The sequence below is a fragment of the Fulvivirga kasyanovii genome, from assembly GCF_009711405.1.
GTDB classification, from domain to species: Bacteria; Bacteroidota; Bacteroidia; order Cytophagales; family Cyclobacteriaceae; genus Fulvivirga; species Fulvivirga kasyanovii.
Genome location: NZ_SMLW01000502.1, coordinates 1 through 14,338, shown reverse-complemented (window position 1 = coordinate 14,338; position 14,338 = coordinate 1). Strand labels below are relative to the sequence as shown.

General features: G+C 38.4%; 12 protein-coding genes. 11 read left to right on the top strand and 1 reads right to left on the bottom strand.

Features of this window, described 5'->3' with window-relative positions:
• The 11 genes from E1163_RS10190 to E1163_RS10140 form a co-directional block, all read left to right on the top strand.
• A partial coding sequence (locus E1163_RS10190) for a glycosyltransferase (protein ID WP_185156039.1) occupies positions 1-582 on the top strand: 582 nt, incomplete at its 5' end.
• A 6-nt stretch (positions 583-588) separates the two neighbouring features.
• Complete coding sequence (locus tag E1163_RS10185; RefSeq protein ID WP_155171338.1) at positions 589-1,524, top strand: glycosyltransferase family 2 protein; 936 nt, start codon at positions 589-591, stop codon at positions 1,522-1,524.
• Positions 1,521-2,594, top strand: a complete 1,074-nt coding sequence (locus E1163_RS10180) for a glycosyltransferase family 4 protein (protein ID WP_185156038.1) — start codon at positions 1,521-1,523, stop codon at positions 2,592-2,594. The genes E1163_RS10185 and E1163_RS10180 overlap by 4 nt, the downstream gene beginning before the upstream one ends.
• Entirely contained in the window at positions 2,591-3,712 is a 1,122-nt protein-coding gene (locus tag E1163_RS10175; RefSeq protein WP_155171336.1) for a glycosyltransferase family 4 protein, read from the top strand. Before E1163_RS10180 ends, E1163_RS10175 begins: the two co-directional genes overlap by 4 nt.
• Positions 3,713-3,844: 132 nt before the next feature.
• Entirely contained in the window at positions 3,845-7,420 is a 3,576-nt protein-coding gene (locus E1163_RS10170) for a T9SS type A sorting domain-containing protein (RefSeq protein WP_155171335.1), read from the top strand.
• 195 nt (positions 7,421-7,615) lie between these two features.
• The gene (locus tag E1163_RS10165; protein WP_155171334.1) at positions 7,616-8,089 is read left to right on the top strand and encodes an Lrp/AsnC family transcriptional regulator; all 474 of its coding nucleotides are present in this window, start codon (positions 7,616-7,618) and stop codon (positions 8,087-8,089) included.
• Between the two features lie 3 nt (positions 8,090-8,092).
• A complete protein-coding gene (locus tag E1163_RS10160; RefSeq protein WP_155171333.1) occupies positions 8,093-8,596 on the top strand; it encodes a phosphoribosyltransferase family protein in 504 nt (167 codons plus the stop codon).
• A 91-nt stretch (positions 8,597-8,687) separates the two neighbouring features.
• Positions 8,688-10,190 (top strand): PAS domain-containing sensor histidine kinase, encoded by a 1,503-nt coding sequence (locus E1163_RS10155; protein ID WP_343033803.1) that lies wholly within the window; start codon positions 8,688-8,690, stop codon positions 10,188-10,190.
• A gap of 15 nt (positions 10,191-10,205) precedes the next feature.
• Positions 10,206-11,024 carry a 3-methyl-2-oxobutanoate hydroxymethyltransferase gene (gene panB, locus E1163_RS10150; RefSeq protein ID WP_155171331.1) on the top strand — a complete coding sequence of 273 codons (819 nt, stop codon included), beginning with the start codon at positions 10,206-10,208 and terminating at the stop codon, positions 11,022-11,024.
• A 53-nt stretch (positions 11,025-11,077) separates the two neighbouring features.
• Positions 11,078-12,883: a TrkH family potassium uptake protein gene (locus tag E1163_RS10145; RefSeq protein ID WP_246223594.1), complete on the top strand. Its 1,806-nt coding sequence runs from the start codon at positions 11,078-11,080 to the stop codon at positions 12,881-12,883.
• 36 nt (positions 12,884-12,919) lie between these two features.
• Positions 12,920-13,606, top strand: coding sequence for a potassium channel family protein (locus E1163_RS10140; protein ID WP_155171330.1), 687 nt, complete (start codon positions 12,920-12,922; stop codon positions 13,604-13,606).
• Between the two features lies 1 nt (position 13,607).
• Here E1163_RS10140 and E1163_RS10135 read toward each other — a convergent pair whose 3' ends face one another.
• Complete coding sequence (locus tag E1163_RS10135; protein WP_155171329.1) at positions 13,608-14,186, bottom strand: CAP domain-containing protein; 579 nt, start codon at positions 14,184-14,186, stop codon at positions 13,608-13,610.
• Positions 14,187-14,338 lie beyond the last annotated feature (152 nt).

Here is a 14,338-nt window from a genome sequence, read left to right as displayed (position 1 = left end):
TTTTGTATGGATAAATTGAAGTTTAGGAAACCAGAAAAAAGCAATGGATTAAAAGTGATAGGCTTTTTGGGGAGGCTGGCGGAACCTAAGGGGTTACATCATTTGATAGATGCATTAGCGATTCTCAATGAGGACCCAAAATACTATTTGTTAGTTGGAGGCACGCCAAAAAGAAAGGAACACTTTGAATATGAATGGCATTTAAAAGAAAAAATAGAGAAATTAGGGTTGAACGGAAAGGTGGAGTTTGTTGGCCATGTAAGCAATACTACTAGCTTTTTTTCAAGAATAAACTTACTGGTGTTTCCTTCCATTGTCAACGAATCATTTGGGAGGGTTATAGTTGAATCGATTATGGCAGATACACCGGTAATAGCCAGAAAAGTTGGAGCAACATCTGAGATTTTAGATGATCCGATGGAGAAATGGATTTTTTCAACTACTCAAGAACTTGTGGAAAAAATCAAATATTATTTTAAATCCCCAGATTCATATAATTTGAATAACAAGCAGAGATTTATGGAAGAAAATTTTGCAATATCTAAGGTTCTTCCAAAAATAGAGGCAGTCCTAAAGAAATAAATATTTATGGAATTGGTGTCAGTCATAATGCCGGCATATAATGCCGCTCCTTATATTGGAGTTGCGATTGAAAGTATAATAAATCAAACCTACAGTAATTGGGAGTTGTTAATAGCGGATGATGGTTCAACAGATAACACAAGGGAAATTATAGAAAAGTATGATGACAGCAGAATTAAGCTTTATCATAATAATTGCAATCAAGGGAATCTGAAGACTGTAAATAAGCTATTTGCAATGGCCGCTGGTGATTATATTGCCATACAGGATGCTGATGATTGGTGTGATACAACCAAGTTGGACGTGCAGCTTCAAGCTTTTAAAAATCATAGGCAAATAGGTGTTTGTGGGACACAGTCTGTGAAACTTGATAACAACGGTAAAGTGTTAAAAAGGTCTAACTTCCCATTGACCCACGAGGGAATTACAAAATTTATTCCTGAAGATTATACTTTCACCAGTGCGTCTGTGATGATAAGAAGAAGTGTATATCTTGATATTGGTGGTTTCAATGATTATTTTGACCGAAGAGGTGGAGCAGACTGGTATTGGATATCGTTAATATTAGAACGGTTCAAAATGTTAAATGTTCCTCAGCATCTTTACTTTTATAGGTATAATCCAGCTTCAATAACTAACACAAAGCCCTCAAACGCTCTTAATTATACTGTAGGCAGAGTAATTGCTTTTTTGTACCACCAAAGGAAAAGGTATGGTAAGGATGGGGTAAGTGGAAATGACAATTCCCTGAAGAAGCAACTCAAGGAATTTGAGAATAAACTTGACAGATTATATATCATGGATCCTTTGCTTTTGGATAGAGAATACTCGGTTAGGCTATGTACACAAGGGCATTACTATAAGGGAGGTATCTCATTAGTTAGTAATTTTTTGAGAGGGCCGCTTTTATTTTTTAAATGGTTATTAAGCAAACTGAAATGAAGATTACCCATCTTGTGTATGCAGGTTTGGGAGGACATACCAATGTGTTCTTTACTCTGTTAGGGGCTGACAAAGGTTCTCACTTTGAATATAGTACTATATTCTATGGGGTTGAGGACCCAAGTCTTGATGTCACAGATAAGTTGATAGCTAAGAATATACCCTTTAATTATGTGAAAAAGAAACCCGGAATGGATTGGCTTTTTTGGCCGAAAGTTTTTAAAGCCCTTAAAAGGGAAAAACCGAATGTTGTGTTTCTTCATTCAAGCTACAATATAATTCCGGCACTATTTTATGGACTGTTTTATAAAGCTAAGATAGTTGTTAGAGAAACTCAGGCCAATCATTTGAAAACCAAACTGGAGAAATACTTGCTGGGCATTTCGTTAATGTTTGCTGATAAGGTCGTGTTTTTAACAGATTTGTATCAAAGCCAAATAAAGGATAAGTATAAATGGTTGTTTGATGACACGAAAGTTGCTGTCATACCAAACGGCCTTGACCTTGGTTTTTTTAAGCCCACAAAAAAAAATGATAGTCAGACATTTAGCATTGGCATGTTAAGTAGGATTGTTCCAATTAAAGATCATGAAACGCTTATTAGAGCTTTGGGCCAACTCGATTGTAAGAATCTAGTGTTAAAAATTGCAGGGGAAGGGGAATCCATGGTAAAATTACAGGCTTTGGCTAAGGAGCTTGGTGTTGAAAACAAGGTGATGTTTCTGGGGCGTTTATCTGAAGATAGAATACCTGCTTTCTTAAATGAATTGGATCTCTATGTGCATGCTACTTTAGGAGAAACCATGAGCACGGCTATAATGCAGGCACAAGCCTGTGGGCTTCCAATTATAGCATCTGATGTAATGGGGGTTAATAATTTGATCACTTCTGGGAAAAATGGGATTTTAGTTGAATGCCGTAATGTTGAGCAAATGGCTCAATCAATTATTTTATTAAGGGAAGATTCAAAACTAAGAAAATCTTTGGGGTATGAGTCTGAGCAATATGCAAAAGAGTTATTATCCTGCGATATTATGTTTGAAAGTTACCATAAGTTATTTGTGGAATGAGAGTCCTTCATGTACAGAAAGTTGGCGGTTATTCCGGATCAGAAAAGCATATTGTAAGTCTTATAAAGCTTCTTAGACTAAGAGGAGTAAATAGCCGATTTTTAGCAATAATTCACAAAAATGATTTAGCGAAAAGCAAATTGTTTCTTGAGATACTCGAAAAGGAAGGTATAGACGTAATTATCATAAGATACAATATTTTTACCTTATTCAATATTGGCCGTTATCTGATGCGACACAAGTGCGATATTGTTCATACACATTTGCTACATGCAGATTTTATAATGGTATGGCAAAAAATATTTTTACCTCAATCATTTAAATGGATATCAACTAAGCATGGTTATGAAGAAAGGTTTATAGAGAAGCATGGCTTTAATTACAAAAAGTTATCCTCTAATGTTTACTACTTAGTGTGCTGGTTTTGTGAGAAATTTATAAGCCGTTCTATAGCTGTGTCAGATGGAATAAGGGACCTTTTTGTTAAAGGAGGGATAAGCAGAGGAAACAAAATAGTAACTATCCATCACGGTTTTGATGAACATACACCAGTCAGGTCCGAAGCAAGATCAGCTAACCATAAGTACTTTGAAAAACAAATTATTATTGTAGGCAGACTGGTTCCATACAAGGGGCATAAATATGCTATTGCGGCTTTTAAAAAAGTTTTGGAGAGTGTGCCGGAGGCTGGACTTTTAATAGTAGGCGACGGCTTGATGAGATCTGAATTGGAGCAAATTACTGAAAGTTTGGATTTAGTAGATAAGGTGGTGTTTCTTGGCTTTAGGAAAGACGTAAAACAATTATTAAGAATGTCTGATCTGTTTATGGTTCCTTCAATTTCAGAGGGGTTTGGGCTGGTTATTTTAGAAGCGTTTAATGAAGATGTACCCGTTATAGCCTTTAATGTATCGGCTTGCAATGAAATAATTGAACATTGTGTAAATGGAATTTTGGTCGAACCTTTTGATATTGAAACCTTTGCTAAGGAAACAGTAAGAATGCTTCAAGACAATGGTTATACAAAGCAAATGGTTGAAAATGCCAAGAAAAGTATTAGTCTTAAGTTTAGTCTTGATAAAATGGTAGACAAGGTGGTAAGAGTCTACAATAGTTAGGATTGCACTTCGGTAGTACCTAAATTCTTTGTCCCGAGGTAACTAAATTTAATCTTTTATGGTTAATTTGTTGATGACTCATAATACCGTAGAAGTTACATTATGATCTAACATGGAATATACATATATCCTATGAATATCAAATTTTTATTAGCGAGTGTATTTTTTTTAATTGAATGTGCTGCTTTATTCAGTCAACCTTCGGCAAATTTCATCCTTCCACCGTCTGTTTGCCTTGAGGAGAATGTTGCCATTCAAAATGTATCCTCAGATGCTACAAGCTATCAATGGGATTTTTGTGAGGGGGATTTAACCAACTCATTAGTGTTTGAGTCGGCAGGATCAATTGGTGAGATGGCTACCCCTACGGATATGGATATCGGGTACCACGGTGGAAACTGGATCGGTATCGCAACGAGCAGATCAAACAATAGTGTCTTCAGAATAAATTTTGGAAGTGATATAAATGATAGAATATTTACAATTCAGAATTTGGGAAATATAAATGGTTTGCTTTCTGGTCCAGATCCAGTAAAGCTTATCTATGATGGGGCAGAGTGGTTCGCTTTCATGATTAATACTAATAATTCTACATTAATAAGAGTGAGGTTTGGTGATACGCTGCTTAATGAACCTATAGCTGAGGTGATTTTAACTGGTATCGGGGGTAATGTAGTTGGCGGGTTGGACATTGCCAAAGATGAAGGAAATTATATCGCGGTAGTTACTAACTCTGGCCTAAATAAACTTACACTTGTCAACTTGGGAAGTGATCTTAAAACTAACCCCTCTCCTTCTGACGTTATTACTACAACAGGTAGCTCCATTGGTACGGGGTTGGATGATATACTTTTGAAGGAATATAATGGGAGGTGGTATGCATTTACGGGTTCTATAAATGACAGTAGAGTTAGGAGATATGATTTTGGAAGTAGTTTATATAGTGATGCACTTCCAACCAGAATTACACCTTCGCTTAGTTCTACCCAATTCAGAGGAATAGAAATAGGGCTTGACGCAGGGGAATACTATGGTATTGTAATTACTAATTTTGGTGAGTTATATAGATTAAACTTTGGCAACGATTTAGAAAATCTTAGTCCAACGGTTACAGCACTAGCCTCAACCCCGCTCTATAATCGTCAGTTTCATCTTGAGCTTATAAAGAGCAATTCTTTCTGGAACATCATTAGCATGAACGCAATAGATGAAACTTTAGTCTATGCTTCCTTCCAGAATCATTGTGAGCTTAATCAGTATAGTTCTATAGAGGAAACGCCATACAACATTATGTACCGGAATGCGGGGGTATTTTATGTATCCCTTACTGCGTATAATGATAGCGGAGAAAGTGATATGAGCTTACAAACACTCACTGTTTCTTCCCAAACAGCCCCTGACATAGACCTCACTTCCCAAAATATCTGCCTTTCCTCCCCCGTCAACTTCTCATCTATCAACACATCAGGCAACATCAATTCCTACAATTGGAATTTCGGAGATGGCAACTCCTCAACCTCTGCCAACCCAAATCATACCTACGCATCCGCGGGAGAATACACCGTTACCCTAGAAGTAACGAGCCCCGATGGCTGTGAGAATTTCACTCAAAAAGACATTACAATATTTCCTGAACCAGCACCCGCATTCAGTCTTCCCTCCGGCACCATCTGTACCAACGACACTTACCTCTTTGAAAACACTACTCCAGGCAACTACGATGGTAATATCAGCTATGAGTGGTTTGTAAACGGAGTATCAGTGGCTACTACCGAAGATCTTAGTTATGAATTTCCAACAGGAGGGGCAAAAGAAATTAAATTGGTAGCAACTATTCCAGGGTGCTCTGTTGAATCCGTTCAAAATATCAGCGATGTAAGTGTCGGGCCAGTAGCTCAGTTCACCGTCAACGACGACTGCGTAGGCAAAGCCCTTCAATTTAATAACACTTCAACAGGAGACATCACATCTACACATTGGGATTTTGGCAATGGATTTACCTCAAATCTTGAAAACCCGCTATTCCAGTATGCGGCGCCAGGTACGTATGATGTTACCCTGACTCTGACGAATAGTGCCGGATGTCAGACATCGAAGGTTTTGGAGGTGAACGTCTATGAGCTGCCAGATGTGCAGTTTACCAATGACCTTTCCTGTGAAGGTACTCCTACAGCTTTTACCGATGAGACCACAGTTGGAGATGCCAATGTTGCTTCGTGGAAATGGAGTTTTGATGATCCCTCATCAGGAAATAACACATCCACAGACAGGAATCCAACACATACCTTTACCACATCCGGTGCTTTTGATGTCAAATTGGTGGCGCAAACTACCAATGGATGTAAAGATTCAGTTCAACAGGTGGTGAATGTAAAACAAGCACCGGTAGCTGACTTTGAATATGATAAACTTTGTATCAATGAAGCAGTGCAGTTTACGGATACATCAGACCCGGTACCCGGGCAGGGTATTACCACCTGGTCCTGGGATTTGGGTGGAGTATTCAGTGCTGAACAAAACCCGGAAGCAACATTTCAGTTTGCCCTGGATTATAATATTGGATTGACAGTTACCTCAGAAAATCTTTGCACTTCCACAACCTATAAAACGGTTAGTGTTAAACCCGCACCGTCCGTTTCGTTCGGAGTGGAGCAGGCTTGCGATAACTCCGAGGCTCATTTTTTCGATACTACTGATCCGCTCGGAGACCCGATTACCTCAAGGAGCTGGAACTTTGCGAATCAGGCAACCAGTGTAGATTCTTCGGCATATCATGCATTTAGTCAAGTGGGAAACTATGATGTCAGTCTCACTATAATGACGGAAAATGGTTGCGATTATTCCGTTACACAGCCTATACAGATCAATGAGGCACCCACAGCCGCGTTTGAACCCTCTGTTACCTTTGGGGCACCACCACTTGATGTTGAGTTTACAAATCAGTCAGTCGGGGCAGATAGTTTTCAATGGATATTTGAAGAGGGCAATACTTCCGATATAGAGAATCCAACCTATACATTCACTGAAGAAGATTCCTACGACGTTAAACTCGTGGCAAGTGACGAGAACGGATGTAATGACACTACAACTCATAGAATAAATGTTTTGTATCCTGACTTGGATATTGTACTTACTGCACTCAACAGAAACCCTACCGACGCAACGGAAGTAATACTGACCGTTGGTAATAATGGTACGGTAACTATTGATAGCTTTAAAGCTTCCATAGACCTGGGCAATCAGGCTATTATAGAGAAGGTCATTAACCAAACTTTGAACCCTCGTGTGTCTGCAGGGGCACCGGTGCAATCTGTAAACATCAATTTAGGATTTAACATTGACCCTCAAAGCCTGGATTATCTCTGTGTTACGGTAACGCCAATGTTTGAAGGTTTGGAAGAAAATGACCTGGCTAACAATACACGTTGTATTAACCTTAGTAATAATCAAACGGTTATTCTGGCCCCTTATCCCAACCCTGCATCAAACCAGTTACACCTGCAGATCATATCAAATGATCGAAATTCAGCTACTATTCAACTTTTTAGTACAAGAGGTGATTTAGTAAAGAACATAGAGATTGATGCGCTCTCGGCCGGTATGAATAACATCCTTATTAATACCGCTGATATTGACAAAGGCATTTATATGATAAAGGCTTCTTCCGGAGGGAAAACAGCTATGTATAAAGTAGTAGTTGAAAATTAATAAACTTAGAATTAACAATATCTTTTTTTATATCCCCTTCCTATTTGTATTTTATATCTATCTTCGCACCAAATAATATTTTGTGGTATAAATCTTATAGAGTGCAATAGCATTTTATTAGAATAATGCTTTGTGAATAAGCAAGTTGTCTTATTCTGTTATATCGAATGGTCAAAAACTCAAACATAAGAATAAATGAAACCGAAAATTAAGCTGGACAAAATTGATCGCAGGATATTGGAAATTCTTCAGGCCAATGCCAAAATTACCAATGCCCAACTCGCCAACGAGATCGGCCTGTCACCTGCGCCAACATTAGAGAGAGTGAAGAAACTGGAAGTTTCGGGAATAATAAAAAGTTATCATGCCATGCTCGATAATGAAAAGGTGGGGCTTGGAGTAAGTACATTTGTAATGGTATCCTTGAAGGGGCACAATAAAGTCAATATAGAAGCTTTTACACAGGCGATTAATGAAATTGATGAGGTAATAGAATGTCACCATATAACAGGTTCAGGTGATTTTATACTGAAAATTATTGCTCAGGATATTGCAGCCTATCAAAAATTAATGTTGGAGAAAGTAACCAATATTGAAGTAGTTGATAATATGCAATCTCTTGTGATATTGTCTACCTTTAAGGACAGTAAAGTAATGCCAATACCTTAAGCTATGGGAAAGAAAGGTTTGATTTTAACTGATGCGCAAGTAAGACAAAAAATAAAGCGGATCGCATATGAAATATATGAGAACAATTCGCAGGAAAAAGAAATAATACTTGCAGGGATCTATGATCAGGGGTATGAATTGGCTAAGCTTTTACTTAAAGAACTGGAAGCTATTGCCCCGGTAAAAATTACATTGATAGGGGTAAAGCTGGATAAGTTCGCCCCTACCCAAAGTGAAATATCCCTGACTTGTGAGGTGTCCCAGCTAAAAAATAAGAGCATTGTACTCATTGATGACGTAATGAATACCGGTCGTACAATGGCTTATAGCCTCAAACCTTTTCTCAATGTAAAAATAAAAAAAATAGAAACTGCGGTTTTGGTGAACAGAAGCCATACGCAGTTTCCTATATTAACTCAATATGCCGGGTATCAACTATCCACCACCATAAACGAACACGTTGAGGTACAATTAGAAAGCGATCAAAAAGAAGTATACCTTCAATAACTGATAAACTTGTATTAGAGCCATCATCCATTTATCTTAGACAAGTTTATTCAGGAACTGTCAAGCCTGAATATTTAAAATCCTGTTAAATGTGAAAGGCGATAACGAAAACCCCATAAGTAGTTTGGCGCAAAAAAGTCCTGAAATAGCTTCGTTAAAGGATCAACTCCATAAATACGAAGCAGCGGCCAATGGAGCTAACGATGGCCTCTGGGACTGGGACTTTGAAAATAATGTAGCATTTGTCTCCACACCCTGGAAAACTATGCTCGGATTTGATGAAAACGAGGCAGTAAGCTACAAAGGATTGCTTTCATGGGAAAGCCTACTGCATCCTGAAGACAGGGAAAGGGCAATTAGCACATTCAGAGCCTATCTTGACGGTGATACAGATAGCTACAGGGAAATTTTTAGGTTAAAGCACAAAGATGGCTCTTACCGGTGGATACTTTCCAAAGCGAAAATAATTCATGATGATAAAGGTAAGGCAGTAAGAATTTCCGGTTCACATACGGATATAACAGAACAAAAGAAAGCTGCCGATGCGCTGAAGAAAAGTGAGGAGAAATACCGAAACCTTTTCCAAAACTCGCTTGTGGCCATGCTCCGAAGCGACTCCGAGACAGGTAAAATAATAGAAGCCAACGATAAATTTTGGCATATGCTTGGAGTCAATGAACAAGAGAAGCTTCCACTTGATTTTGACTTCTTTTACGATGATAAAGAGAAGAGAAGGGTTCTGGAACTACTAAAAGATCGGGGAGCTGTAGATAACCTGGAGATTCAGGTGAAAACTGCCAACGGACAACTTATCTGGGTTTCCTTTAGCGCCGTACTTTATGCTGATGAAAAGGTTTTCGAATGTGTATTGAAAGATATCACTCAAACCAAGGAAAACCTTCTGGAATTGCAAAAGGTGAATTTTGAACTTGATAGCTTTGTATATCATGCCTCGCATGATTTGAGGTCGCCGTTAAGGTCTGTTTTGGGACTCATCGATCTATATAGAATGGAACAGAGCCAGGCGATAAAAAAGGAATGTATAGACAAAATTGAAAGTAGTGTAAAGCGCCTTGATGACCTGGTGGTTGAACTATTAAGTATTTCCAGAAATGATCGTGTAAATGATCAGCATGTTCCTATTAATCTTATGGTTGAAATTAATAGCAGCATATCCAGCTACTATAATGCGACCGACACCAAAGGACTTGAGGTAGTTACAAGAGTAGCACAACCCATTCCCTTTCATTCAGATTTAACCAGAATCAGGATCATCCTGAACAATCTTATTTCTAATGCCATTAAATACAGAAGCTTCCATAAAGACCGGTCATATGTACTTGTAGAAGCAAAGGTTACAGAAGAAAAGGCCATAATTAAGGTGGAGGACAATGGAGACGGGATTGAAGAATCCAAATTGCCCCATATCTTTGATATGTTTTATCGGGCTACTGAGAAAAGTGAAGGTTCAGGTTTAGGGCTTTATATAGTAAAAAAAGTTGCCGATAAACTAAATGCTGAAATTGAAGTGGATAGTGAAGAGCTGGAAGGAACTACCTTCACGGTTACTATCCCAAATGTCAAACAAATATAAAAATGAATTTTAAGTATGTCTGTTCATAAATCCAACATAAAAAAAGTTACTACTCACCAGCTTCAGGAAATGAAAAACAGAGGTGAGAAGATTTCTATGCTTACTGCCTACGATTATTCAATGGCAAAAATTTTAGATGGGGCAGGCATAGATGTGCTTTTGGTGGGTGACTCTGCCTCCAATGTTATGGCTGGTCATGAAACCACATTGCCAATTACACTGGACCAAATGATCTATCACGCCACCTCGGTTGTTCGAGCGGTGGAAAGAGCGTTTGTGATTGTAGACATTCCCTTTGGTTCATATCAGGGAAATTCCTCCGAAGCACTTAGGTCAGCGATCAGGATCATGAAAGAATCTGGCGCACATGCCGTGAAAATGGAGGGTGGCAGTGAAATAAAAGAGTCAGTAATAAGAATATTAAGTGCCGGCGTACCAGTTATGGGGCACCTTGGCCTGACACCACAATCCATTTTTAAATTTGGCACCTATACCGTAAGGGCTAAGGAAGAAGAGGAAGCAAAAAAGCTAATTGCGGATGCCAAGTTACTTGAAGAGTGTGGCTGCTTTTCTATCGTACTTGAAAAAATCCCTGCTGATCTGGCAAAAAAAGTTGCTGAGGAGGTATCCATACCCATTATAGGCATAGGAGCAGGTCATCATGTTGATGGACAGGTATTGGTAATGCAGGACATGCTTGGTATTACTAAAGAATTTAAGCCCAGGTTCTTGCGTCGCTATGCTGACCTTTACACTATTATTACCGATGCGGTGAGCCACTATATTGAAGATGTCAAAGCAAAGGATTTTCCCAACGAGGAAGAACAATATTAATTTTTCTGCCTTTATTTGTTGCCTCAAATTTAACATTAAACTGAGGTGGTATTTTGAGTCATTTGGACCTAACTAAAATTATAAGTTCCCTGAACCAGGCTATCAAATGGATGCTTGGTTCAGGGCTTTTTATTACAAGCCTCCTGGCGTTCGTCAGCATAATCATAGAAGCTGGTTTTAAGCTCCCCTTTCATATTGTTATCATCATGCACATATGGTACTTCCTATGTGTAACGGCATTTCTGTTTGTTATCCTTGTCAGGATAATTATGAAACTCTTTGGACGTACTGAAAAGCGAAGGATACTTTACTCTGAGTACTTTTTGTTTGTGGTTATATCTGTCCTACTTACAATGAACATACTTATTCCCGCAGGTCAGGTTAGTGAAGTTACATTTGCAAATGTTGTGACAGATGTAGTGTTTTTACGCTTTAGTGTTATTCTTCTTTTTATTATTGAGCTGTCCAAAAAATCCCTCCGATTTCAACGACTCGACCTTAATCCCGCGCTACTCTTTATTGGCAGCTTTTTACTTTTGATACTTATAGGAACGGCCCTACTGATGCTGCCACGTGCCACGACTGAGCACCTGTCGATATTAGAGGCCTTGTTCACTTCTACAAGTGCAGTATGCGTTACCGGTTTAATAGTTGTAGATACAGCTACCCGTTTTACACATTTCGGCCAGTTGATAATACTGATTCTTATTCAGGTCGGAGGTTTAGGTATTATGACTTTTACTACCTTTTTTGGATTCTTCTTTAAAGGAGCGTCCAGTTACCAGAATACGTTGTTTATAAAAGAATTTATCAACGAAAGTAAAATCAGTGAAATATTAAACACCATTATTAAAGTGGTGGTGGTCACATTAGTAATTGAGGCCATAGGTGCTGTTTTTATCTATTTTTCAGTGGCAGATACTTTTGATACCTCACAAGCTGTTTGGTATGCCGTCTTTCATTCGATTTCAGCATTTTGTAATGCTGGTTTTTCCACTATGAGTAATGGTCTTTACGAACCCATAGTAAGGTTTCAATATGGCATGCAGATCATTATTGCGTGTTTGATATTTTTTGGAAGTATTGGTTTCCCGGTAATATTTGATATCTATAAGTCATTGAAATATTATGTAGTAAATAAGTATCTGTTCCTGATTAAGGATAAGCCATACGCCCACCGGGGACGGCACCTTACCATACACACTAAAATGGTGCTGGCAACTACAGCAATACTTCTTATCGTTGGTTTTTTTGTTTTTTATATAGCAGAATATGATAATACACTGTCTGAGTTGCCATGGTATGGTAAATTCGCCGGAGCAGTATTTGGAGCGGTAACACCCAGAACAGCAGGGTTCAATACGGTTGATATGGCCTCACTGTCCGCTGTAGTTGTTTTAATTTATCTGTTTCTGATGTGGATCGGAGCTTCACCAGGCTCAACCGGAGGTGGTTTGAAAACAACCACATTCGCTGTAGCCATTTTAAATGTGTTAAGCATATCTAAACAAAAGGATCGCATAGAGATCTTTCGTAGAGAGATAACAAATGAATCAGTAAGAAAAGCATTCTCGGTAGTGTTACTCTCTTTGCTGGTAATTGGTACATCGGTAGTTCTGGTAGTCTTGTTTAATCCTGACATTCCCCTGCTCTCTGTAATTTTCGAATGTTTTTCAGCCTTCAGTACCGTAGGTCTGAGTTTAGGAATAACAGGAGATTTGAGTGATGCAAGTAAGGTTGTAATCATTATAACCATGTTTTTGGGTAGGGTAGGCACCCTTACCTTACTAGCGGCACTGATTGCCAGCGCGAAAACACAGAGCTACAGATATCCATCAGAAAATGTATTTGTAACTTAAAAGTCCTACATATTCGAAGTATTTAAAATCATAAAAATGAAATATATAGTTATCGGTTTAGGAAACTTTGGCTCAACACTTTCTATTGCCCTTACCGAGATGGGTTTTGAAGTGATTGCAGTGGATAATGATATGAGGAAAGTGAATGAGTTTAAAGAAAGGGTAACTCATACAATTTGTCTGGACTCTGGTGATAAAGCCGCTATGGAAACCTTACCTTTAAAGGATAGTGATGCAGTAATAGTAGCTATTGGAGAAGACTTCGGAGCCTCAGTACTCACAACTGCAATATTAAAGCAGTTGGGAGCAAAGAAAATCATTGGTCGGGCTATTTCAGATTTGCACCAAACAGTAATAGAAGCTATTGGTGTTGAAGAAATAATCAGACCCGAGGAAGAGTCGGCCCATCGCCTGTCTAAAAGATTTCAGATTAAAGGAGTAGTGGATTCCTTTGAAATTTCTGAGGACTATAATATTGTAGAAACTGAGGTGCCGGAAGAGTATATTGGGAAAACCGTTCAGGAAACAAATTTTAGGGCTGAATTCAATCTTAACATTTTGACCGTAATCAGAATGGTTAAGAAAGAAAATATAATAGGACAATCCTCCTTAAAAAGGAAAGTACTTGGAGTTGTTACTCCAAATACTACTTTCGAAAAAGGTGATATTCTTGTTATTTTTGGTAATAACAAAGATATTAAGCGATGTCTTAGTTCCGAATAACTTAGCGGTTGTCGCAGGTATTTATTTGCGATTCGTCATCTTTTTGTTGTCCAAACCAAACTACTGCATACTCTTTATATATTCCTATACCAATGGCATTCCAGTTGACTTGTTTCCACATCCCCGAGTTAATTAGCAATGGGTTGTGGCTAGGGCTTTTTTGCCATCCCTGGAGGCCTTCTTCTGCATTTGCTCCTGCGGAGCTGTAGTAGGCAATTTCATAGCCAGGGCTGTCGTATCCCGCAATTTCCTTTGGCTTGTCCCACATGCATTTTGCCATTTTATGGTCATTGGTGTAGCAACATGAAGTCCACATGCCGTTTTGAGACCAGCTATGGGGGTTGCATTCATTTGTTGGATCAAAATTATAGTAGTCTGCCAAATCTTTTGCATGCACCTGGGCGACCTTTGTTAGTTTGGCAGAAAATGGAATAGGTTGTAATTTCTTTTTTTTCCGGTAATCATTAATAATGTTGTAAAGCTTCTGCTCTTCTGCACTTAAGCACACATTGGTAGCTGAGCTTTCCTTGGGAACCACCGGTAAGAGGCTCAATATAGAAAATAACAGTATTTGGATCATAATGTAAAATATTTAAAAAGAATCAACGATAAAAACCCGAAGCTGGTTTATTTAATTCCATTTATATATTCCCAGGCTTCAATTGCATAACGAATTTTGTTAAATTCGCAACCTCCATAGAGTAGAAACCACAAATATCATGACAAAAAAAA